General features: G+C 63.5%; 25 protein-coding genes. 9 read left to right on the top strand and 16 right to left on the bottom strand.

The window, feature by feature from the left end:
* Positions 1–847 (top strand): MFS transporter (locus AUL36_RS16110; RefSeq protein WP_062222398.1); only part of this gene is annotated, 847 nt, incomplete at its 5' end.
* 9 nt (positions 848–856) lie between these two features.
* Here AUL36_RS16110 and AUL36_RS16115 read toward each other — a convergent pair.
* On the bottom strand, positions 857–2,074 hold the full coding sequence (locus AUL36_RS16115) for an NADP-dependent isocitrate dehydrogenase (RefSeq protein WP_058602451.1): 1,218 nt from the start codon (positions 2,072–2,074) through the stop codon (positions 857–859).
* Between the two features lie 202 nt (positions 2,075–2,276).
* Here AUL36_RS16115 and AUL36_RS16120 point away from each other — a divergent pair, with 202 nt between their 5' ends.
* Together AUL36_RS16120 and murI are read left to right on the top strand one after the other, a co-directional pair.
* Positions 2,277–3,059: an RNA methyltransferase gene (locus tag AUL36_RS16120; protein WP_062222399.1), complete on the top strand. Its 783-nt coding sequence runs from the start codon at positions 2,277–2,279 to the stop codon at positions 3,057–3,059.
* Complete coding sequence (gene murI / locus AUL36_RS16125; protein WP_062222405.1) at positions 3,056–3,838, top strand: glutamate racemase; 783 nt, start codon at positions 3,056–3,058, stop codon at positions 3,836–3,838. Before AUL36_RS16120 ends, murI begins: the two co-directional genes overlap by 4 nt.
* 20 nt (positions 3,839–3,858) lie before the next feature.
* Here murI and AUL36_RS16130 read toward each other — a convergent pair whose 3' ends face one another.
* Positions 3,859–4,374 carry a hypothetical protein gene (locus AUL36_RS16130; RefSeq protein WP_062222407.1) on the bottom strand — a complete coding sequence of 172 codons (516 nt, stop codon included), beginning with the start codon at positions 4,372–4,374 and terminating at the stop codon, positions 3,859–3,861.
* A gap of 110 nt (positions 4,375–4,484) precedes the next feature.
* Between AUL36_RS16130 and AUL36_RS23350 the strand changes: the two genes are divergently transcribed.
* The 4 genes from AUL36_RS23350 to AUL36_RS16145 all read left to right on the top strand — a co-directional run bounded on the left by AUL36_RS23350 (position 4,485) and on the right by AUL36_RS16145 (position 7,270).
* On the top strand, positions 4,485–4,643 hold the full coding sequence (locus tag AUL36_RS23350) for a YqaE/Pmp3 family membrane protein (RefSeq protein WP_082640577.1): 159 nt from the start codon (positions 4,485–4,487) through the stop codon (positions 4,641–4,643).
* 204 nt (positions 4,644–4,847) lie between these two features.
* On the top strand, positions 4,848–5,465 hold the full coding sequence (gene rpsD, locus AUL36_RS16135) for a 30S ribosomal protein S4 (RefSeq protein WP_058602455.1): 618 nt from the start codon (positions 4,848–4,850) through the stop codon (positions 5,463–5,465).
* 99 nt (positions 5,466–5,564) lie between these two features.
* Positions 5,565–6,449, top strand: coding sequence for a tRNA 2-thiocytidine(32) synthetase TtcA (gene ttcA, locus AUL36_RS16140; RefSeq protein ID WP_062222409.1), 885 nt, complete (start codon positions 5,565–5,567; stop codon positions 6,447–6,449).
* The gene (locus AUL36_RS16145; protein ID WP_062222411.1) at positions 6,446–7,270 is read left to right on the top strand and encodes an inositol monophosphatase family protein; all 825 of its coding nucleotides are present in this window, start codon (positions 6,446–6,448) and stop codon (positions 7,268–7,270) included. Before ttcA ends, AUL36_RS16145 begins: the two co-directional genes overlap by 4 nt.
* Before the next feature lie 33 nt (positions 7,271–7,303).
* Here the strand turns inward: AUL36_RS16145 and AUL36_RS16150 are convergent, their stop codons facing one another.
* The 9 genes from AUL36_RS16150 to purC form a co-directional block, all read right to left on the bottom strand.
* Complete coding sequence (locus AUL36_RS16150) at positions 7,304–8,581, bottom strand: multidrug effflux MFS transporter (RefSeq protein WP_058635393.1); 1,278 nt, start codon at positions 8,579–8,581, stop codon at positions 7,304–7,306.
* 162 nt (positions 8,582–8,743) lie between these two features.
* Positions 8,744–9,088 carry a Grx4 family monothiol glutaredoxin gene (grxD, locus tag AUL36_RS16155; protein ID WP_058602459.1) on the bottom strand — a complete coding sequence of 115 codons (345 nt, stop codon included), beginning with the start codon at positions 9,086–9,088 and terminating at the stop codon, positions 8,744–8,746.
* Positions 9,089–9,179: 91 nt separating this feature from the next.
* Entirely contained in the window at positions 9,180–9,416 is a 237-nt protein-coding gene (locus AUL36_RS16160; RefSeq protein WP_058602460.1) for a BolA/IbaG family iron-sulfur metabolism protein, read from the bottom strand.
* Positions 9,417–9,487: 71 nt separating this feature from the next.
* The gene (gene purL / locus AUL36_RS16165; protein WP_062222428.1) at positions 9,488–11,698 is read right to left on the bottom strand and encodes a phosphoribosylformylglycinamidine synthase subunit PurL; all 2,211 of its coding nucleotides are present in this window, start codon (positions 11,696–11,698) and stop codon (positions 9,488–9,490) included.
* A gap of 85 nt (positions 11,699–11,783) precedes the next feature.
* The gene (locus tag AUL36_RS16170; protein ID WP_156418429.1) at positions 11,784–12,077 is read right to left on the bottom strand and encodes a hypothetical protein; all 294 of its coding nucleotides are present in this window, start codon (positions 12,075–12,077) and stop codon (positions 11,784–11,786) included.
* A 103-nt stretch (positions 12,078–12,180) separates the two neighbouring features.
* Positions 12,181–12,732 (bottom strand): hypothetical protein, encoded by a 552-nt coding sequence (locus tag AUL36_RS24690; protein ID WP_244497149.1) that lies wholly within the window; start codon positions 12,730–12,732, stop codon positions 12,181–12,183.
* On the bottom strand, positions 12,729–13,412 hold the full coding sequence (gene purQ, locus AUL36_RS16180; protein WP_058602313.1) for a phosphoribosylformylglycinamidine synthase subunit PurQ: 684 nt from the start codon (positions 13,410–13,412) through the stop codon (positions 12,729–12,731). Before purQ ends, AUL36_RS24690 begins: the two co-directional genes overlap by 4 nt.
* A gap of 12 nt (positions 13,413–13,424) precedes the next feature.
* Positions 13,425–13,667, bottom strand: a complete 243-nt coding sequence (gene purS, locus AUL36_RS16185; protein WP_062222416.1) for a phosphoribosylformylglycinamidine synthase subunit PurS — start codon at positions 13,665–13,667, stop codon at positions 13,425–13,427.
* 67 nt (positions 13,668–13,734) lie between these two features.
* Entirely contained in the window at positions 13,735–14,499 is a 765-nt protein-coding gene (purC, locus tag AUL36_RS16190) for a phosphoribosylaminoimidazolesuccinocarboxamide synthase (protein WP_058602324.1), read from the bottom strand.
* 200 nt (positions 14,500–14,699) lie between these two features.
* Between purC and AUL36_RS16195 the strand changes: the two genes are divergently transcribed.
* Complete coding sequence (locus tag AUL36_RS16195) at positions 14,700–15,461, top strand: HpcH/HpaI aldolase family protein (RefSeq protein WP_062222418.1); 762 nt, start codon at positions 14,700–14,702, stop codon at positions 15,459–15,461.
* Between the two features lie 6 nt (positions 15,462–15,467).
* Here the strand turns inward: AUL36_RS16195 and AUL36_RS16200 are convergent, their stop codons facing one another.
* On the bottom strand, positions 15,468–16,025 hold the full coding sequence (locus AUL36_RS16200) for an RBBP9/YdeN family alpha/beta hydrolase (RefSeq protein WP_062222432.1): 558 nt from the start codon (positions 16,023–16,025) through the stop codon (positions 15,468–15,470).
* A 43-nt stretch (positions 16,026–16,068) separates the two neighbouring features.
* Positions 16,069–17,514 (bottom strand): cardiolipin synthase, encoded by a 1,446-nt coding sequence (gene cls, locus AUL36_RS16205; protein WP_062222420.1) that lies wholly within the window; start codon positions 17,512–17,514, stop codon positions 16,069–16,071.
* Positions 17,515–17,732: 218 nt separating this feature from the next.
* Between cls and AUL36_RS16210 the strand changes: the two genes are divergently transcribed.
* Positions 17,733–18,548 carry an endonuclease/exonuclease/phosphatase family protein gene (locus AUL36_RS16210; protein WP_058635388.1) on the top strand — a complete coding sequence of 272 codons (816 nt, stop codon included), beginning with the start codon at positions 17,733–17,735 and terminating at the stop codon, positions 18,546–18,548.
* Positions 18,549–18,592: 44 nt separating this feature from the next.
* Here the strand turns inward: AUL36_RS16210 and purB are convergent, their stop codons facing one another.
* The 3 genes from purB to AUL36_RS16225 all read right to left on the bottom strand — a co-directional run bounded on the left by purB (position 18,593) and on the right by AUL36_RS16225 (position 22,052).
* On the bottom strand, positions 18,593–19,900 hold the full coding sequence (gene purB / locus AUL36_RS16215) for an adenylosuccinate lyase (protein WP_062222422.1): 1,308 nt from the start codon (positions 19,898–19,900) through the stop codon (positions 18,593–18,595).
* A 91-nt stretch (positions 19,901–19,991) separates the two neighbouring features.
* Positions 19,992–20,996 (bottom strand): P1 family peptidase, encoded by a 1,005-nt coding sequence (locus AUL36_RS16220; RefSeq protein WP_062222424.1) that lies wholly within the window; start codon positions 20,994–20,996, stop codon positions 19,992–19,994.
* A gap of 3 nt (positions 20,997–20,999) precedes the next feature.
* Positions 21,000–22,052, bottom strand: a complete 1,053-nt coding sequence (locus AUL36_RS16225; RefSeq protein WP_082655888.1) for an ABC transporter substrate-binding protein — start codon at positions 22,050–22,052, stop codon at positions 21,000–21,002.
* Between the last annotated feature and the right edge of the window lie 266 nt (positions 22,053–22,318).

Genomic DNA, 22,318 nt, shown 5'->3' on the forward strand with positions numbered 1-22,318 from the left:
AAGCGTGCCTGAGCGTGCGCGAGGTGTCGTGTCGGGTATCCTTCAGGCGGGCTACCCATCGGGGTACCTGATCGCATCCCTCGTTTACCTCGTTGCCTTCCCGCTGGTCGGATGGCGCGGCCTGTTCATGATCGGCATCCTGCCCGCGCTGCTGATCCTCTACATCCGGCGGACGGTGAAGGAGTCCCCTGCGTTCGAGGGGCGGAGGGCCGCTCGTCCTCTGTCTTTGACGCAGGCGTTGAAGGGAAATATCGGCCTGCTGATCTGGGCGGTTCTCTTGATGACGGCGTTCAACTTCTTCAGCCATGGCACGCAGGACGTTTATCCGACCTTCCTGGAGAAGCAGCTCGGCTACTCCAGCACCGTCACCGGAACGATTGCGATCATCTACAATATCGGAGCGATTCTCGGCGGCGTCTGTTTTGGCGCTTGGTCGCAAACGCTCGGCCGTCGGCGTGCCATCGTCGTGGCCGCCCTTCTGGCGATCCCGGCCGCAGGGCTTTGGACTTACGCTCCGAACGCGCCGCTGTTGGCCCTCGGAGCCTTCCTGGTTCAGTTCTGCGTGCAGGGGGCCTGGGGCGTCGTCCCGGCGCATCTCAACGAGATTTCACCGCCGGATGTACGGGGCACGTTCCCTGGAACGGCCTATCAGATCGGCAATCTTCTGGCCTCGGGCAATGCGACGATCCAGATCTCGCTCGCCGAGCATTGGGGCGGGAACTATGCGCTTGCGCTTCTCTCGACCATTCTGGTCGTCGCGGTGGCCGTCGCACTTCTCGCCGGCTTCGGCGTCGAGCGACGCACCGCAGATCTGACAGCCGGCGCGCAGGGCGCGCCGGCTGAATAGAGCTTGAGATCAGGCCGAGGCCATCGCCTTCTTGAGGTTCTCGTCGATCTTGTCGAGGAAGCCGGTCGTGGAGAGCCACGGCTGGTCCGGCCCGATGAGAAGGGCGAGATCCTTCGTCATGTGACCGGCCTCGACCGTATCGATGCAGACCTTTTCCAGCGTGTCGGCAAAGCGCTTCAGCTCGGCGTTGTCGTCGAGCTTGGCGCGGTGCGCCAGACCACGGGTCCAGGCGAAGATCGACGCGATCGAGTTGGTCGAGGTCTCCTGGCCCTTCTGGTGCTGGCGGTAATGGCGCGTCACGGTGCCGTGCGCAGCTTCCGCCTCGACCGTCTTGCCGTCCGGCGTCATCAGAACCGAGGTCATGAGGCCGAGCGAGCCGAAGCCCTGGGCCACGATGTCGGACTGGACGTCGCCGTCATAGTTCTTACAAGCCCAGACATAGCCGCCCGACCACTTGAGCGCCGAGGCGACCATGTCGTCGATCAGGCGGTGCTCATAGGTGAGCTTGCGGCTGTCGAACTCGGCTTTGAACTCGGCGTCGAACACTTCTTGGAAGATGTCCTTGAAGCGGCCGTCATACGCCTTCAGGATCGTGTTCTTGGTCGAGAGATAGACCGGATAGCCGCGCAGCAGGCCGTAATTGAACGAGGCGCGGGCGAACTCCCGGATCGAGTCGTCGAGATTGTACATGGCCATCGCGACGCCGGCGGAGGGCGCCTGATAGACCTCGTGCTCGATCACTTCGCCATCTTCGCCGACGAACTTGATCGAGAGCGTGCCCTTGCCGGGGAACTTGAAATCGGTCGCGCGGTACTGGTCGCCGAAGGCATGGCGGCCGACGATGATCGGCTGCGTCCAGCCTGGAACGAGGCGCGGCACGTTCTTCATGATGATCGGCTCGCGGAAGATCACGCCTCCGAGGATGTTGCGGATCGTGCCGTTGGGCGACTTCCACATCTTCTTGAGCTTGAACTCTTCGACGCGCTGCTCGTCCGGCGTGATCGTGGCGCACTTGACGCCGACGCCATGCTTCTTGATCGCGTTGGCGGAATCGACCGTCACCTGATCGTTGGTCGCGTCGCGGTTCTCGACCGAAAGGTCGTAATACTCGAGGTCGATGTCGAGATAGGGGTGGATCAGCTTGTCCTTGATCGCCTGCCAGATGATCCGGGTCATCTCGTCGCCGTCCAGCTCCACGACCGGATTTTGGACCTTGATCTTCGCCATATGCTGCTTTCCCCAGATGGCCCCGGCCAGGCGGCCGGAGTGGTGTTGGACAGAGGGCGGGAGTGCCCCCGGCGTGATGGGGCGGCTATAACACCGGCGTCGAGCCCCGCAAAGCCGTCCGCGAGGCTGACGAAGGCTTTGCGCGGGGCGCAAGCCGCGCTAATGGCAGGCAAAGCTAACGAATTGAACGAAAGGGTTCGCCTTGGCCGGCACGAACCGCACCGACGAGAACCTGACCGAGGGACCCGCGATCATTCTGGTGGAGCCTCAGCTCGGCGAGAATATCGGCATGGTGGCGCGGGCCATGGCGAATTTCGGTCTTGCGGACCTGCGGCTGGTCAATCCGCGCGATGGCTGGCCGAACGAGCGGGCGCGGGCCAGCGCCTCGCGCGCCGACCATGTGATCGACGCCGTTAAGCTGTTCGATACGGTCGAGGCGGCGGCGGCTGATCTCACTTATCTCCTGGCGACCACAGCCCGACCTCGCGACTCCGTCAAGACGGTGCGGGGGCCAGACAGCGCGGCAGGCGAGCTGCGCGCGCGCATCGGTTCGGGACAGAAGGCCGGCATTCTGTTCGGGCGCGAACGCTTCGGCCTTTCGAACGAGGAGGTCGATCTGGCCGACGAGATCGTAACCTTCCCGGTGAATCCGGCCTTCGCCTCGCTCAATATCGCGCAGGCCGTCCTGCTGATGAGCTACGAATGGATGAAGTCCGGGTTGGACGAGAACGCCGCGCCGCGTTTCTCGGCGCCCGAGATCGCCCCGGCTGAGAAGGACAATCTCTATCGCTTCTTCGATCATCTGGAAGGCTCGCTCGACGCTGCCGGCTATTTCTTTCCGCCGGCCAAACGTGAGGTGATGGTGCACAATCTTCGCATCATGCTGACGCGCGCGGGGTTCAGCGGACCCGAGCTCAGCACGCTTCACGGCGTTCTGCGCTCGCTCGATCGCAAGGCGATGAAATCGGCCGGAGAGGGCGAATGAGCGACGGGCCGGTCCTCCTGTTCGATTCCGGGCTCGGCGGGCTGACGGTTCTTCGCGAAGCGCGCGTGCTCATGCCCGAGCGTCGCTTTCTTTATGTCGCCGACAATGCGGCCTTTCCCTATGGCAATTGGGAAGAGGAGGCGCTGCGCGAGCGGATTGTGACGCTGTTTGGCCGCTTGATCGAAGAGCACCGGCCCTCGATCTGCATGATCCCGTGCAACACGGCTTCGACCCTGGTGCTGGGAGACCTGCGGGCGGCCTATCCCGGCATGAGCTTCGTCGGCACCGTGCCGGCAATCAAGCCGGCAGCCGAGCGCACGCGCTCGGGGCTCGTCAGCGTGCTTGCAACGCCGGGTACGGTCAGGCGCCAATACACGCGGGATCTCATCACGCAATGGGCTTCGAAATGCGAGGTCCATCTGGTGGGCAGCGTTCACCTCGCCGCGCTGGCCGAAGATTATCTGCGCAACGGCTTTGTGGACGAAAATGCCGTTCAGACTGAGACCGCGCCATGCTTCATTGAGCGCGACGGGCGGCGGACGGACATCGTGGTTCTCGCCTGCACGCATTATCCGTTCCTGGCCAACCGAATGCGCAAGACGGCGCCTTGGCCGGTGGACTGGCTGGACCCTGCCGAGGCGATCGCGCGGCGTGCGCTTTCGCTTCTGCCGCCACAAAGCGGCGAGGCGCCGGATGGCCCCGACCGCGCGATCTTTACCGCAGGCGCGCCGGACGCGGCCACGCGCGCTCTCATTCGCGGGTTCGGCTTGCGAGCCTGAGCAGCTCAAAGACGGATGTATTAGCTCTTTTGCAGCGTGACGTTCGACGTCGTACGGCTCTGGCCGTCGACCCGATCCGTCACGGTTAGCGTGAAGGCCCCATCGCCGCTGTTGCGGATGGTCATGACGGCATTGCGATCGCCATGCACCGGCTGAGGATAGACGAGATCGAGGGTCAGCGTATCGCCACGCAGGCGCCCGTTGCGCAACTGGGCCGGACCACGGCTTGACCCGGTATAGGTGCCGGAAAAGCGGTCCGTCGACGGGTCGTAACGGAGATCGGCCCCGATCGCACGGCGCACGATAATGGCGGCCCGGCAGGTTCCGTCCATCCGCAAACGGTTGGCGCTGCCTGTTGCGCCCGTCAGAGAGCACGACACGCGGCGAGGGGAGGAATCCTGCTCGCGCTGCACCGTGCCACCGCCGGCAAAGCGTCCGTCGAAGCGTTGAAAATAGCCTGCGTCGGCCTGAGCCGGAGACATGGCCACGACAAGGAGAAGCGCCGCGATCGACCCAAAGGTGCCGGTCTTGACCATGATCTCTATCCTGTGTTCCGAGTCCGAAGAGGCCGGTTCAACCCTGTTGAAACGGGAACGAACGGGGTGGATGATCGTTCAACGGGTATTAAGGCACGAACGAGTTTTCCATGGACCTGATCAAGATCATCTTCGCCATCCTGCTTCCCCCGCTCGGGGTCTTCATGGAAGTTGGCCTCGGCAAACACTTCTGGATCAACATCATCTTGACGCTGCTCGGCTATATTCCCGGCATCGTCCACGCTGTCTGGGTGATCGCCCGTAAGTAAGCCACGTCATTGTCTTGACGGTTTGTGACAGATCCATTATGGGGCTCGTATCAGCGGATCGAAAGGTCCGCTGTTTCTTTACGTGTCCCGTGGGTTGATCGCGTTTGTCGCGGCATCCCTGTCAGCTCGCCGCGGGGTGAGCAAAGGAGGGCGCGTTTCCTCGGCTGGCGGAATGGTCCGCTGGCTCTCCTTTTGGGAAATGCGATGTCTAAGCGCGAAGCGTCTAAGTACAAAATCGATCGCCGCATGGGCGAGAACATCTGGGGCCGTCCGAAGTCCCCGGTGAACCGCCGCCAGTACGGCCCGGGCCAGCATGGCCAGCGCCGCAAGGGCAAGATGTCCGACTTCGGCACGCAGCTGCGGGCCAAGCAGAAGCTCAAGGGCTACTACGGCGATCTGTCCGAGAAGCAGTTCCGCAAGATCTACGAAGAGGCCGCCCGTCGTCGTGGCGACACCTCTGAGAACCTGATCGGCCTGCTCGAGTCGCGCCTCGATGCGATCGTCTACCGTGCGAAGTTCGTTCCCACGATCTTCGCCGCTCGTCAGTTCGTGAACCATGGCCATGTCACCGTCAACGGCGTGCGTACGAATATCGGTTCGTACCGCTGCAAGCAGGGCGACGTGATCGAGGTTCGTCAGAAGTCGAAGCAGCTGACCGTGCTCATCGAAGCCACGCAGCTCGCCGAGCGTGATGTGCCGGACTACCTCGAAGTCGATCACAGCAAGATGGTCGCGACGCTGCAGCGCGTTCCGGGCCTGCACGATGTTCCGTATCCGGTCATCATGGAACCGAACCTCGTCGTCGAGTTCTACTCGCGCTGATCGGTCGTCCATCGACGCACCTTTTCGAAAGGCCGCCTTCGGGCGGCCTTTTGTTTTTCTGGCTTGGTTGTTACAGCCTGCCGTGAAGGAGCAAGCGACATGCTGAACGAGGTCAGGCCAAGCGAGGCGGGCGCGGGTGAGGCGGAGTTCGAACCGGGCGAGGGCGCGCACCCGCTGTTTCGCAATTCTCCCGATTCGGTCAGTTTCAAGAAGCTGCGCAAGCGGCTCCTGCGGCAGGTCCGCGAAACGCTTCAGACCTATGCGATGGTCCGGCCCGGTGCGCGCTGGCTGGTTGGTCTGTCCGGCGGCAAGGATTCCTACACGCTGCTGGCGCTGCTGGTCGATCTTCAATGGCGCGGGTTGCTGCCGGTCGATCTGCTGGCCTGCAATCTCGATCAGGGTCAACCGAACTTTCCCAAGCATATCCTTCCGGATTTTCTGACGCGCCATGGCGTCCCGCATCGGATCGAATATCGCGACACCTACTCAATTGTGAAGGAAAAGGTACCCGAGGGCGCCACGACCTGTGCGCTCTGTTCGCGCCTGCGGCGCGGCAACTTGTATCGGATCGCCCGCGAGGAAGGCTGCGAGGCGCTGGTTCTCGGGCATCACCTCGACGACAGCATCGAGACCTTCTTTCTCAACATGCTGCATGGCGGCAAGCTTTCGGCGATGCCGGCCAAGCTCCTGAACGACGAGGGCGATCTCACCGTTCTGCGCCCTCTCATCCGTTGCTCGGAAGAGGATATCGCGCGCTTTGCCGACGCCATGCGCTTCCCGATCATTCCCTGCGACCTTTGTGGGAGCCAGGAGGGTCTTCAACGCAGCGCGCTCAAGACCTTTCTCGCCGATCTCGATCGGCGCTTTCCCGGCCGCAAGGAAACGATCGGGCGCTCGCTGTCGAGCGTGAAGCCGAGCCATCTGCTCGACCCCGCCTTGTTCGACTTCGCCAATCTGCATCCACAAAGGGACGAGACGCCGTGACCCTGCCTATCGACGAACTGGCCCAGATCCTGCGAAACGCCGCCAAGGCCGAAATCATGCCCCGCTTTCGCCGGCTGGGGGATGGAGACATCCGCGAGAAAACGTCGGCCGTCGATCTTGTGACCGAAGCCGACGAAGCCGCAGAACGCTTCATCAAGCGTGAGTGCGCTGCCCTGATGCCGAGCGCACTTTTTGTCGGTGAGGAAGGCGTGGCGGCCGATCCGGCCCTGCTGTCGCGGATCGCGGACGCCGATCTTTCCATCATCGTGGACCCGATCGACGGCACCGCGAATTTTGCGGCGGGCGCGCCTTTGTTCGGCGTCATGGCGGCCGTGGTCTCGAAAGGCGAGACGGTCGCGGGCTTGATCTACGATCCGCTGGGCGATGACTGGATGTTGGCCGAAAAGGGTTCGGGAGCCTATCTCGTGCGCACTGACGGCGAGCGCGTCCGGCTGCGGGCTGCAGCTCCTGCACCGGTGGCGGACATGATCGGCGTCGCATCGTCTTCCATGCTACCGAAGGATCAGCGCCGCGCGCTGCTGACCCGGCTCGCGGAAACCCGCATCCTCGCGAACTACCGCACCGCTGCCCATGAATATCGTCTCACGGCGTCCGGCGCGCTGCATTATCAGTTCTACGTCAAGCTCATGCCCTGGGACCATCTGGCCGGCTCGCTTCTCTTGGAGGAGGCCGGCGGCTACGTCCGCAAATGGGATGGCTCGCCTTACCGTCCAACCGACGTCAATGGCGGCCTTCTCACCGCGCCGGACGCGGAAAGCTGGCGGGAGTTGCGACAGCTCATCGGCAGCGATATCGCTTGAAGGACAAGGCCGGTTCAGTGAACCGGCCTTTTTTCATTCTGCGGCCGCGTGAGAATGCGTGACGAGCGGATCCTCTCGGCTGGGCGCGCGATCTCTTGCGAAGAGCTTGCCGTTTTCCGCGACCAACGCGCAAAGAAGAGCCCCGATCGAAAGGACGACATAGCCGCTCAGGAGGGGAATGAGCGTTCCGTCATAGAGGTAGCCGATCGTTGCCCCAAGCACGCCGCCGCCGAAGGTCTGCATGAAGCCCAAAACGGAGGAGGCTGTTCCTGCGACATGCCCCAAAGGCTCCATCGCCAGAGCGTTGAAGTTCGTGCCGATGAAACCGAACAGGCAAAGCGTCGCGATGATCCCGACTAGGAAGACCGGGAAGGGCGGCACGCCGCCCGACAGCAGCGCGATCGCCAGATGCAGGATGTTGAAGGCGAGGAACAGACAGAGCGCACCGTGCGACAGACGGCGCATTCCAAAGCGCACCACGAGGCGCGAATTGGTGAAGGATGCGACCGCCATGAAAATCGCACCGGCCGAGAAGTAAAGCGTGAAAGCCGGCCCCAGCGCGTAGATCGTCCCATAGACCTGCTCGGCTTGGTTGATAAAGGCGAAGAGAACACCGAAGGTGAGGGCGGTCGAAAGCGTATAGGCAAAGGCGCGTCGGTTGGTCACGACCAGCTTGAAGGCGCCCGTCACGCGGCTCATCGTCAGTGGAATGCGATCTTCGGGATGCAGGGTCTCAGGCATTCGGAAATAGGTCCAGACCGCCACGAAGGCGCCGAACGCGGAGATGGCCAGAAAGATCTCGTGCCAATCGCCAAACAGAAGGATCAGCTGGCCGAGATTGGGGGCGATGACCGGGATGACCATGAAGATCATCATGACGAGCGACATGACGCTGGCCATGCGCGCGCCGCCGAAACAATCCCGGACAACCGATACCGCGATGACGCGGGTCGCCGCCGCGCCAATGCCTTGGATCGCGCGTAGGGCCAGCAGGATTCCGAAAGTCGGGGCGAACACGGCCGCGATCGAAGCCGCCACATAGATCGCCAGCCCGAACAGAAGCACCGGACGCCGGCCATAACGATCCGACAGTGTGCCGTAGGCGATCTGCGCGATACCGAAGCCCATCACATAGGACGAGATGACGAACTGCGCCTGATTGGGATTGGAAAGTTCGAGCGATCGCGCGATGCCCGTGAGCGCCGGAATGAAGATGTCGATCGCGGCGGCGTTCAGCGCCATGATGCAGGCGATAAGGGTCACGAGTTCCCAATAGGGGATCCCGCGCGTTCGATCCGGCGCGTCCGACATAGGCTCAATCTTTCTTGATGCCGCTTTCGTCTACAGCCTCCCACGCCAAATGGAAAGGGTGACTGATTGGTGCGGGGCTCATGAGCGCGCACCCAGTCTGAAACGAAAAAAGCCCGCTTCGGTTCGAAGCGAGCCTTTATCAGCGGTAAAAAGAAGCGTGGCTTACTGCGCGGCCGCCGCGCCCTTGGCCTCGATGCCGCGTTCGCCGAAGAAGTCCTGCAACTCACCCGCCTGGAACATCTCGCGCAGAATGTCGCAGCCGCCGACGAACTCGCCCTTGACGTAGACCTGCGGGATGGTCGGCCAGGAGCCGTATTCCTTGATACCGTTGCGCAGATCGTCCGACGACAGGACGTTGACGCCCTTATAGGGGACGCCGAGATAGTTCAGGATCTGAACGACTTGGCCGGAAAAACCGCACTGGGGGAAATCCGGAGTGCCCTTCATGAAGACGATCACGTCGTTCGTCTTCACCTCGTTGTCGATCCAATCGATGATGCCGCTCATGGCCGGGTCCGTTTTCTGGTTGGCCTTCGTCCGTGAGGCGAAGGAATCAATCTGATCGCGACCGACGAGCGGGGCCGCGTCTGCGTTGTAGTTATGCTTTCGGCGCGCTGGTTTGAAGGGCGAGGGCGTGAAGCACACCGCCCATATTTCCCTGCAGGGCCTGATACACCATCTGATGCTGCTGCACGCGCGACTTGCCGCGAAAACTCTCCGCGACGACCTCGGCGGCGTAATGATCCCCATCGCCCGCAAGATCGCGGATCGTGACCACGGCGTCCGGGATCGCTTCGCGGATCATGGACTCGATGTCGTGAGCGTTCATCGGCATGCCGTCGGTCTCCTCAAGGCTTTCAGGTCCGGTTCGAAGATAGAGGCTTCGCCCGGACCCGGCAACGCGTCTCAGGCGGCGCTGGCATCCACGGTGCCCGACATGAAGTTCGGGAACCAGCTTTCATGCGTGACGGTCAGGCGCTCGATCTCCAGCGACAGAGCGCCGTTGACGACCAGCGCCGTTCCGCCCACCGTGCCGAGCTCGCGCAGCGGTATGCCCTGCGCGTCGGCTTCCAGCAAGGCGGCATCCTTCGTAGAGACCGCCACGACGTACCGCGCCTGATCCTCGCCGAAGAGCGGGCCGTGCAGCGCGCCGCCGCCGACATTCACCTTCGCGCCGCGTCCGGACGCCATGCACATTTCCGCCAGCGCGATGCCGAGGCCGCCGTCCGAGAGATCGTGGCAGGCCGTGACGCGGCCGGAGCGGATCAGCTTGCGCACGAAATCTCCGTGGCGCTTCTCCATCTCCAGATCCACCGGAGGGGGCGCGCCCTCTTCGCGCCCTTCGACTTCGCGCAGGTAAACCGAGCTGCCGAGGTGTTGCCCGTCCTGTCCCACCAGGAACAAAACGTCGCCGTCGCGCATCCCGCCGATCGTCGCGGTGAACTGGCGATCCTCGATCAGACCGACGCCGCCGATCGTGGGCGTCGGCAGGATCGCGCGGCCTTGGGTCTCGTTGTAGAGCGAGACGTTGCCGGAGACGATCGGGAAATCGAGCGCGCGGCAGGCAGCGCCGATCCCTTCCACGGCCTTGACGAACTGGCCCATGATCTCAGGCTTTTCGGGATTGCCGAAATTGAGATTGTCGGTCGCCGCTAAGGGCTCTGCGCCCACCGCTGTCAGGTTGCGCCAGCATTCGGCGACAGCCTGCGCGCCGCCCTGCCAGGGATCGGCCTCGCAATAGCGCGGCGTCACGTCGGACGAAAAGGCGAGCGCCTTGGTCGGGTGCCCATCGACGCGCACGACGCCGGCGTCGCCGCCCGGCCGCTGAAGCGAATTGCCCTGGATCAGCGTGTCATATTGCTCGAAGACCCAGCGGCGCGAGGCGATGTCGGGCGAGCCGAGCACCTTCAGAAGCGCCTGCGCATAGTCGCGGGGCTCAGGGATATCGGCGAGATGCACCACCTTGGCGGGTTTGGGCTCGGTCCAAGGCCGATCATATTCCGGCGCTTCGTCGCCAAGTTCCTTGATCGGCAGATTGGCGACTTCGGTCCCGTCAAAGAGGATGCGGAAGCGAAGATCGTCCGTCGTCTTGCCGACCACCGCGAAGTCTAGGCCCCATTTGCGGAAGATCGCCTCGGCGACCTCCTGCTTGGAGGGCTCCAAAACCATGAGCATCCGCTCCTGGCTTTCCGACAGCATCATTTCGTAAGGCGTCATGCGCTCTTCGCGCACCGGCACCTTGTTGAGATCCAGTTCGATGCCGAGATCGCCCTTCGCGCCCATCTCGACGGCCGAGCAGGTGAGACCGGCCGCGCCCATGTCCTGAATGGCGATGACCGCGCCGGTCTGCATGAGCTCGAGGCAGGCTTCAAGCAGGCATTTCTCGGTGAAGGGGTCACCGACCTGGACGGTCGGGCGCTTCTCTTCGATCTTCTCGTCGAACTCGGCCGAGGCCATGGTCGCTCCGCCGACGCCGTCGCGCCCGGTCTTGGCACCGAGATAGACGACCGGCTGTCCGACGCCCTTGGCTTCCGACAGGAAGATCGCGTCGGCCTTCGCGAGACCGGCCGCGAAGGCGTTCACGAGGCAGTTGCCGTTATAGCGCGAGTGGAAGTTCACCTCGCCGCCGACGGTCGGCACACCGAAGGAATTGCCATACCCGCCGACGCCCGCGACGACACCGGCCACAAGATGGCGGGTCTTGGGATGGTCCGGCGCGCCGAAGCGGAGCGCGTTCATGGCTGCGATCGGCCGCGCGCCCATGGTGAACACATCGCGCAGAATGCCGCCTACACCCGTCGCTGCGCCCTGATAAGGCTCGATATAGGAGGGGTGATTGTGCGACTCCATCTTGAAGACGACGCAGTCGCCATCTCCGATGTCCACGACGCCGGCGTTCTCACCCGGACCCTGAATGACGCGCGGCCCCTTGGTCGGCAGCGTGCGCAACCAGCGCTTGGAGGACTTGTACGAGCAATGCTCGTTCCACATCGCCGAGAAGATGCCGAGTTCGGTGATCGTCGGCTCGCGGCCGATCAGATCGAGAATACGCTGATATTCGTCCGGCTTCAGCCCGTGACTGGCGATGAGTTCGGGCGTGATGGCGATGTTGGTCATGAAGCCTCCGAACGAGAGGAGAGAAACGCGCTTGGCCGCTCTTCGCATTGGAAAAGCGCGATCACAAGCGGAAAGAGAAGGGTTTTCACCGGACGTCCACCCAGTCGGACCGGGTACGACACGCGCCGACATCGGCAGCGGCCCGCAGAATCTGGACGTCGTCCTCGACCTGGCTCACCGCGCCGGAAATGCGGCGTTGGAGAATCAACAGCGTATGGTCGAAACCGCCGCCGCGCTTGGCGGAGCGAAGACAGATGGCATATCCACGCGACGGATCGCCGAACAGGAAATTGCGAGTGCGCTGGAAGGAACGGCCACGATAGACCGCGTGTCCCGTCTCCCCAAGATATTGTCGCTCCAAGGCATTGGGGGCTTCCATGGAGGAGGCGCCTTGCGAGGAGGAGGGAGCCGCAACGGACTGGCAGCCTGATGTCAGTCCAAGAGCCAGGCCCAGAACGCAGACAGACAAGCGCGGCGTCATGTCAGGCGGAACACTCGCCCGATCCTGCCTTCCAGCGGGCCAGATCGCCTTCGAGGCGCGAGCGCATGGACGTGTCCAGAAGAGGGCCGTAGGTCTCGACATCGGCCGATCCTGCCCGTCCCTCGACCACCAGAAGCGGCCTGGCCTCCATGCGGCCCTTCGGGACCAGAAGGAAGCGTGGACGCCCGGAGAACGAGGAGAGCTCCGGCGCCAGAGAATAGCCGGTGAAAGCCGGATCGCGGCTTTTGATCCAGCAGCGATTGGCCGTCAGCGCCAGACGCTCCATGCGATCCAGCCCGGTATCCACTTTCGGCGTCGGCATGGGCTTCTGCACCGAAGGGGGTACGACCGGCGACGCACAACTGGCCAGGAAGGCGAGCATCAGACCGATCAGCGCGGCAACGGACCCGAGCGCTGCGCCGAAGACACCGAGCAGCAGCCCAACCGTACCCACCATAACCGCGACCAAGCCGAACGCGATCGGGGACAAAACGACGAGGGCCGGCAGGAGCGCGGCGATCAAGAGATATCGCGCGAGGTGGGCTCGGCTCACGCTGCCAGACCGTGCGGCGAAAGACCCAGCGCGCTTTCGAAAATGCCACGCCCGTCCGTTCCGCCGTGTTCGGGCTCGATCAGATTTTCCGGATGAGGCATCAAGCCGAGAACGTTGCCCTCGGCGCTGACAATGCCGGCAATGTCGTTGATCGCGCCGTTCGGGTTTGTGCCCTCCGCGTAACGGAAGGCCACATGACCTTCGCCTTCGATCCGGGCGAGCGTCTCGGGATCGGCGAAATAATTGCCGTCATGATGCGCCACGGGGCAGCGAATGATCTGACCCTGCGTATAGGCGTTCGTGAAGCGCGTAGAGGCGTTCGCGACTTGCAGCTTCACTTCGCGGCACACGAATTTCAGACTCGTGTTGCGCATGAGCGCGCCGGGAAGGAGGCCGGCTTCGCAAAGGATCTGGAAGCCGTTGCAGACACCGAGAACCGCCACGCCCTTCTTCGCCTTCTCGGCGACGGCGCGCATGATCGGCGAGCGCGCAGCGATCGCGCCGCAGCGCAGATAATCGCCGAAGGAGAAGCCGCCGGGAACGACGATCAGATCGACATCGGGGATCTCCGTGTCGGTCTGCCAGACGGTGACGGGCGCTGAGCCGGAAATCTTGGTCAAGGCCGCGATCATGTCGCGGTCGCGGTTGAGGCCGGGAAGAAGAACGACGGCGGATTTCATGATGGTCCGACCTCAGGCGATCTGAATGGCGTAATTCTCGATGACCGTGTTGGCGAGGAGCTGTTCGCACATCGCCTTCAGATCGGCCTCGGCCCTAGCACGGTCGGAGCCTTCGACTTCGACGTCGAAGACCTTGCCTTGGCGAACGGCACCGACGCCCTCGAAGCCGAGCGTTCCGAGCGCTCCTTCGATCGCCTTGCCCTGTGGGTCCAGAACGCCGTTCTTGAGGGTGACGACGATGCGAGCCTTGATCACGGTATAAGCCTGCCTTGAGAATGAACCAGTCGAAGAGCCGGCGCCGGTTGCGACGCCGGCAGAGGCGTCACTTGACCAACACCGGCCCGGAAGGGCGGGGCGGCTCGTTTTCGTTCATGATGCCCAGCCGGCGGGCGACTTCCTGATAGGCCTCGACCAGTCCGCCCAGGTCGCGACGGAAGCGATCCTTGTCGAGCTTGTCTTGGGTTTGCGTGTCCCAGAGCCGGCAGGAGTCGGGCGAGATTTCATCGGCCACGACGATGCGCATCATGTCGCCTTCGAAAAGGCGGCCGGTCTCGATCTTGAAATCGACCAGCTGGATGCCGACGCCGAGGAAGAGGCCGGACAGGAAATCGTTGACGCGGATGGCAAGCGCCATGATGTCGTCGATTTCCTGCGGGCTGGCCCATCCGAAGGCTGTGATATGCTCTTCCGACACCATCGGATCGTCGAGCTGATCGGCCTTGTAATAGAATTCGATGATCGAGCGCGGCAGAACCGTGCCTTCTTCGATGCCGAGGCGTTTGGCGAGCGAACCCGCCGCCACGTTGCGCACCACGACCTCGAGCGGAATAATCTCCACTTCCTTGATCAGCTGCTCGCGCATGTTCAACCGACGAATGAAATGCGTCGGAATGCCGATCCGGTTCAGATGCGTGAAGATATACTCGGAAATCCGATTGTTGAGGACGCCCTTGCCGTCCACGACCTCGTGCTTCTTCTTGTTGAAGGCGGTCGCGTCGTCCTTGAAAAACTGGACGAGTGTGCCGGGCTCGGGACCTTCGTAAAGGATTTTCCCCTTGCCTTCGTAGATACGGCGGCGACGTGACATGGACATTGCTCGATCGTTGAAAAGGCGAGTCGTTGGAAAACTCGCGATAAACCGCATGCTTAAGCCGGCTGCATATCCCAAACGCCGGGTCTAAACAATCGCCTCGCCGAATTTGTCGGGCCCAGCGGCGAGATCCGGCATCCCATCTTGCCAAACGGACCCGGCTCGTTCGATCTGCAAAAAACCAATGGAGGCAAGCGATGACGATCCCGACTCTGCGGAGCATTTTGGGTCAGGAGCGCGCCGCGCTCTCGGCCTGGTCCGGTCTGGGCGATGCGGTGGTTCACGAGACTTTGCTGCGCGCCTTCGACGCCATCACGCTCGATGTGCAGCATGGGTTGCAGGGCATTTCGGAAATCCGGGAGGGATGCGCTCGCGCGGCCTTCCTGGGCAAACCAGCCATCGTGCGCGTGCCCGTCGGTGATCTTGCCATGGCGGGCCGAGTGCTGGATTTCGGTGCGACGGGCGTCATCATGCCCATGGTGGACAGCGCAGAGGAGGCAAGACAGTTTGCTCGTGCTTTGCTGTATCCCCCGCTTGGAACACGGTCCTTCGGGCCGGCCCGAGCGGTCGATCTGTTCGGGGCCGCGTCGGGCGCGGCCTATATCGACGCGGCGCAGGAAGCGATCGTGTCCCTTGCGATGATCGAGACTGCGGGAGCATTCCGCGAGATCGACGCCATTCTGGATGTGCCGGAACTCGGCGGCGTGTTCGTCGGCCCGTCCGATCTGTCCTTGGCGCTGACCGGGCGTCTTGATCCGAACGGCGCGGGGACGGACGAAGCGGCGCTCTCGATCTGCCGCAAGAGCAAGGCCGCCGGCAAGATCGCCGCCGTCTATGCCGCGAACGCGCCCGATGCGCGGCGTTATCAGGCCATGGGCTACGATCTCATCTGCGTCGCCAGCGACGTGTCCCTGCTTAAGCAGGCGTCGTTGGCGATCTGCGCGGACATCCGGGGGTAACGCGGGTCAGGGCGCGGGCAGGCGGGACAGGAACTTGCCGAAGGTCAGGAGCCCCTCCGGCCAGGGCCCGTGCCCGCTTTCGCCGTTCAAATGACCGGACTCGCCAGCGTCGATGAACAGCGAGCCCCAGGCCCCGGCGGCTTCCTCGGCCGCCTCGAAGCTCGAATAGGGGTCGTTTCGGCTGGCGACGACGACGGATGGGAAGGGAAGCGGATCGCGCGGATATGGCCCGAAGCTCATGAGATGCTTCGGCCGGATCGTGTCGTTCTCGACATCCGGCGGCGCCACGAAGAAGGCGCCCGCAACTTTCTTGCGAAACTGTGGAATGGCCTGCACGACGCTGGTGACGCCGAGCGAATGGGCGACGATCACCGGCGGGCGCTCGGCGGCGTTCACGGCCTCGGCGATGGTCTTGATCCAATCCTCGCGGACGGGCTTGGACCATTCGAGCTGCTGAACCCTCCGGGCCGTGGAAAGCTTCTGCTCCCAACGGGTCTGCCAGTGGTGTTCGTCCGCTCCCTTGTATCCGGGAACAATGAGAATATCGGCTTCTGATACGCGCATCGCCCGCAGATGCGAGCGACGAGCCGTCATGTCAAGAAGAGCGCTACAGAAGCGGGCTGATCAGGCGGGTGACGTTCTCGGTCAGCTGAACGAAGAAACCGCGACGCGACCATTCCTCCAGCTTGAGGCGATGGCTCTTGTAGCGGTAATCGTCCTCGATCACGCGGAGATCGCGCACCACGTCTTCGCTATAGGCGATCAGCGTCACCTCGGAATTCAGCTCGAAGGACCGCCGGTCCATATTGGCCGAGCCGATGATGGCGATGTCGTCGTCGATCGACAGGTGCTTGGCGTGCAGGAAGCGCTCCCGATAGAGCATGACCTCGACGCCGGCTTCCAGAAGCTCGTCGTAATAGGATTGCTGGGCCCGGTCGATCAGCCAGCTGTTGGTGGTGGACGTCACGAAAAGCGTCACGCGCACGCCCTTCGACACCGCCGTTCGCATGGCAAGCAGCAGCGGCTCGTTCGGGATGAAATAGGGCGTCGCCAGCACCACACGTCGCCGAGCGCTGTAGATGAGGTCGGTGAAAAGAATATCGACACCGGCATCGGGATAATCCGGGCCGCTGGGCAGAACTTGCGCGGTGGCGGTGCGCTCCAGCGAGGGCGGCGGAGGCTCGGGCATGAGGCCCGGCGAGGCGATGTCCTCCTCGGTTTCCAGATACCAGTCGCCGATGAAGATCGCCTGGAGTTCCAGAACCACCGGGCCTTCCACCCGCGCCATCAACTCGCGATAGAAGGTTTTCGGCTCGTATTCGATCCGGTGCATATTCTGCGATCCGACCCAGCCGATGCGCCCGTCCACCACTACGATCTTGCGGTGGTTGCGCAGATCGAGCCGGGTGGCCTGATTCCAGAACCGCAAGGGGAGGATCAGCCGAAGCTCGACGCCTGTGCCCTCCAAGCGCTTGGCGATGGCGCGCCGATCGCGAGAGGACCCGACCGCATCGATCAGGAGGCGGCATTTGACACCGCGCTTGGCTGCACGCTCCAGGGCGCTCAGAACACGATTCCCGGCCTGATCGTTCTGCAGGATATAGACCATGACATGGGCGTGGTGGACGGCGTGGTCAATATCCGTCGCGATCCGATCCACCACCCGGTTGTAGTCGGCGTCCAGCACGATGCGATTGTCCGGGAGAACCGGAAACCGGCCGATACGATGTACCAAACGCCCGGTCAGTTGATGGTGCGGTCGCAGGGCTCGCAGCGCACCCATGGCCCGCAGCGAGATATGGTCGATCGCCTTGCGGATGATGTCCGGCATGGCTTCCAGCCGGTCCCGCCGCCATTTCGGGTGCCGCGCATTGCCGACCGCGAGATAGAGCAGCAGCGCCGCCCAGGGCATGAAGAAGAACAGAAGCAGCCAGGCCTGGGCCGCGACGGGCGAGCGCCGGAACGGAATATAGATGACGGCGCCGATCAGGATCGACCAACTCAACATGGCGATGAGAACCGGCCAGATCGTGCCGTCGAGAAACTGAATCATTCTGCCCCGATGCCGCCATCCGCTGGGTTCAAGACTGGCGCCGCGAGGAACGCGCCTTGCCGGAGGCTCTGCCCGAGGATATGGGCACGGGCAAGATCGGGTCCAGCGTTCAAAGCCATATCCTCCGGCGGTTTGTTGTCAGTCGATCGATGCGGAACCCATCGGCGCCAAGACCTTTAACCGGCGGCGTCGAAGCAGGTGAAGGAAGCCAAAAGACCATGCTCCGCATCGTCTATGCCAACCTCGGCTATTCGCGCGCCATCGACGGGTCGCTGGGGCATCACGTCAAGCGCGTGCACCACCATGTCTTCACGACGCGTAACGTGCAGCTTCGCAGCCTTCATCATGTGCGAGACCGTCTGCGCGAATTGCGCCCGGACCTCAGCTGTTTCGTGGAAATCGATCGGGGCTCGCTGACCAACGGCTTCTTCGATCAGTCACGCGCCTTGGTGGAGGATCATCACACCACCGTTCGGATCGACAACAAATACAGCGCCGAGCGCAAGTTCCGCCGCTTGTCGGTCTCGCGCGGCAAGTCCAACGCCTTCCTCGCCTGCCGGCCGCTGACCTATGTCGCGCGCTATCTCTCAGTCGGCAAGAAGCGCTTGGTCTATGATTTGGAAATGGCCGGCATCCGGGTGCTCGTCGCGCATCTGTCGCTTCGCTACCGGGTGCGGTGCGTTCAACTCGCCGAGCTTGCGCGCTGGGTGGAGGAGCGGGACGGGCCAAGTGTCGTGATCGGTGATTTCAACCTGTTTCGCGGCTCGGGCGAGCTACAGCCGCTTCTGGCCAGCGGGCGCATGGCCCATGCCAATGCGGATGCCGGCCCGACCTTCCGACTCGGCCCCTACAGGGCGACGCTCGACACCTGCCTGATCTCGCGCGATCTCATGGATCATTGCGAGCTTCATATTCTCGATCAGCCCTTTTCGGATCACCAGATGATCCAACTCGACATCAAGGGCTTCGAGAGGAACGAAGCGCCGCCACTGGCGACGCCTCTCCTGGTTTCGGCGCAAGCCGAGCCCGCCTGAGCGGAAGAGCACGGCTCGCGAGGATGCGAACCGCCGAGCCCAGATCAGGCCGCGCCGAAGACGCGGTTGAAGATCGTGTCCACATGCTTCGTGTGATAGCCCAAGTCGAACTTCTCGCGCAGGTCCGCTTCCGAGAGCGCAGCCGTCACGTCCTTGTCGGCCAGAAGCTCGGTGAGAAAGTCCGCGCCGTGCTCCCAGACCTTCATCGCGTTACGCTGAACGAGACGATAGGCGTCCTCGCGGCTGACGCCGGCCTGCGTCAGTGCCAACAAGACCCGCTGCGAGTGGACGAGACCCTTGAACTGGTTGAGGTTCTTGTCCATCCGCTCGGGGTAGACGAGCAGCTTGTCGATCACGCCGGTGAGGCGCGCCAGCGCGAAATCGAGCGTGATCGTCGCGTCGGGGCCGATGTAGCGCTCGACCGAAGAGTGCGAAATATCCCGCTCGTGCCATAGCGCGACATTCTCCATGGCGGGGATCGCGAAGGAGCGCACCATACGGGCGAGGCCCGTCAGGTTCTCGGTCAGAACCGGGTTGCGCTTGTGCGGCATCGCCGAGGAGCCCTTCTGACCGGGCGAGAAATACTCCTCGGCTTCCAGAACTTCGGTGCGTTGAAGATGACGGATCTCGGTCGCGAGGCGCTCGATCGACGAGGCGATGACGCCGAGCGTCGCGAAATACATGGCATGGCGATCGCGCGGGATGACCTGCGTCGAGACCGGCTCCGGTTTGAGACCCAGCGCGGCGGCAACATGCTCTTCCACACGCGGGTCGATATTGGCGAAGGTTCCGACAGCGCCCGAGATCGCACAGGTTGCGATCTCCTCACGCGCGGCCACGAGGCGGTTGCGGCAGCGATCGAACTCGGCATAGGCGAGGGCGAGCTTGACGCCGAAGGTCGTGGGCTCCGCGTGGATGCCGTGCGAGCGGCCGATCGTCACCGTGTCCTTGTGCTCAAAGGCGCGGCGCTTGAGCGCGGCCAGAAGCGCGTCCAGATCAGCTAGAAGCAGGTCCGAAGCCCGCACGAGCTGCACGTTGAAGCAGGTGTCGAGCACGTCGGACGACGTCATTCCCTGATGGATGAAACGCGAGTCCGGGCCGACGAATTCGGCGAGATGCGTCAGGAAGGCGATCACATCGTGCTTCGTCTCACGTTCGATCTCATCGATCCGCTCGACATCGAACGTGGCCGCGCGGCCCTTTTCCCAGATCGTCTTGGCAGCGTCCTTGGGAATGACGCCGAGTTCGGCCAGCGCGTCGCAGGCATGGGCCTCGATCTCGAACCAGATGCGGAACTTGGTTTCCTGAGACCAGATGGACACCATTTGAGGTCTGGCATAGCGCGGGATCATGGGAGCGGCCTTGCAACGGAAAGGGATGAAAGGGCTCTAACAGAGCTCTTCTCCAGCCTCAATCCATGCTCGGGCGCACCGAGGATCGGGATTAAGCCATGTCCCGCCACGCGAGAAGCGGCGCTGAGGCCGGAGCCGAAGCGGCATGGAAGACGCCGCGCGCGATCGCACGGGCCATGACGACGGAGGCGACGGCCGCCAGTTCCAGTCGATCGGAGGGGCTGAGGTCGCGCGGCGCGGTTCCGGTGGCGGCCGAAAAGACGAGATCGCCGTCGAAATCCGTATGGGCCGGATAGAGCGCCCGCGCGAAGCCGTCATGGGCTGCGACAGCGAGGCGCTTGAGTTCCGGCTTGCCGAGGTTGAGGTCGGTCGCGATGACGGCGATGGTCGTATGAGCACCCGCGCGAAGATCGAACTTCGTTCGCAGTCGGGATGCATCCTGTGGCAAGGGATGCGGGTGCCCAAGCCCGCCGAATTCATCGCCATATTCGAAAGGAGCGGCCCAAAAATGGCGGGACGAGCCGACCACCGGCGAGCCGACGGCATTGACCGCGACCAGTGCGCCGACTGTCGCGCCATTCCGCAGGACAGCTGATGCTGAGCCCAGCCCGCCTCGGCAGGTCGCGGTGGTCGCCCCCGTGCCGGCCCCGATGCTTCCCAGCGGAAAAGCGAAGCCCGCTTGATCGGCCGCCGCCATCCCCAACTCGCGGTAGGGCGAATGAAGGCCCCAATCCTTGTCGCCTCCATTGGCGAGGTCGAACAGGATCGCGGCCGGCACGATAGGCACATATTGGCCGGCGACCTCGAACCCGCGCCCCCGAGCGCGCAACACGCTCTGAACACCCGAGGCCGCATCCAATCCGAATGCCGAGCCACCGGAGAGAACCAGGGCATCGACCTGCTGCACGAGGTTCTGAGGGTTCAGAAGCTCGGTGTCGCGCGTTCCCGGCGCACCGCCCAGAATCTCCACGGCGGTATGGGCTGGCTGATCAAAGAGGATCGCGGTCGAGCCCGACAGAAGCTGATCGCAACTCGCGTTGCCGACCTGAAGGCCTCGAACGTCGGTGATGAGATTGCGCGGGCCGGGTTGCCACATGTTTCACCCCTGATTCTCGGTGACGAACCTGTCGCCCTGCCAGCGATAGGCCTGAAACGGCACGACATCGGCAGAGCCTTGCGCGTCGAACCGAACCAGCCCGCCCGACGTCACGAAGGTTTCGGCGTCGAGCAAATCTTTCAGGGTGCGGTGTTCGGCCTTTGCCCGCCTGAGGGCCTCGATCGCGATCTCCGTGCCGATCCGGGCGATGCGGGCATAGCCTTCATCCGCCGGCGCCGTCTCGCTTGGGGTCCAGCCCACATCGAAGCCGGACGCGATCGTCAGAACTCCATCCGGCAGCGGCACATCTCCCGGTTCGTCCACCAGCGACTCGCCGCTCGCGATCTGCAGGCCGGGGGTCACATCGAGCGCATTGCGCGCGACGATCGCCACATCGCGCCGCGTTCCGAAAACGAGGACATGACGCAACCCGCTCTGCGCAATCCGGCGCGCAAGGCCGAACTGCTTTTCCTCGGCGGGTCGGAAATTGTCGACAAGGGTCGGCCGCAAGCCCTGCGCTTCCAAGAGCCCGCGCACGGCCTCTGCCAGATCGCTTCCATAGGACGATCCGTCCTCCACAATGCCGAAGGGCTCGCCGTTCCAGCGCGCGCGAACGAAACTCGCGACGGCGGCAGCCTCCGCGCCCGAGCCCGGCGCCAGTCGCCAGATCAGGCCGGCGCCACGCTCGCGTCGCGCCAAAATTCTGTCCGAGCGCGCTCCGATATCGAGCGTCGGGATGCCGGCCGCAGACAGAACGGGCAGGGCGCCTTCCAGCGCGCCGTTGCATAGAAAGCCGACTGCGATCTCGGCCCGAGCCGCGACGATCTTTTCGGCCGCTTCCCGTCCGGCGTCGCGCTCGCAGCCCGTGTTGTAATCCGCGAGTGGCGGCGAGCTGCCGTCGACGGCCGCACGCGCGCCGTCAACGGCCTGTCGGCCGAGAATGGCGTTCGGGCCACTCAGCGGGACAGCGACAGCAATGCCGTCCGCCAAGGCCATGCCGGGCTTTGGCAGGAGCATCAGGAGGGTCGCAAGGACGATTCGCGGCGGCAGGGTCATACGGGGGAACCTAGCCCAACTCGGGAGGGCGACGCGAGACACGGGAGCTTAACTTGACCGGCCATTCTCGCGCCGTTTAACTCCGCCCGAAGGGCTCGGCCGCATCACGCGCCGGGCCGGACACGACAGGAGAATCAACCGCATGGCAGGCTCACCCAAGACCCTTCTGGCCGCCAGTTTGGCTGCCTTGACCCTCAGCGCGTCCCCGGCTGCTTTCGCGCAGGACGCGGCGGTCAAGCTCGGCTTCATCGGCGGCATCACAGGGC

Origin of the sequence: Aureimonas sp. D3 (assembly GCF_001463805.1) — a bacterium.
In the GTDB taxonomy this organism is placed as follows: Bacteria; Pseudomonadota; Alphaproteobacteria; order Rhizobiales; family Rhizobiaceae; genus Aureimonas; species Aureimonas ureilytica_A.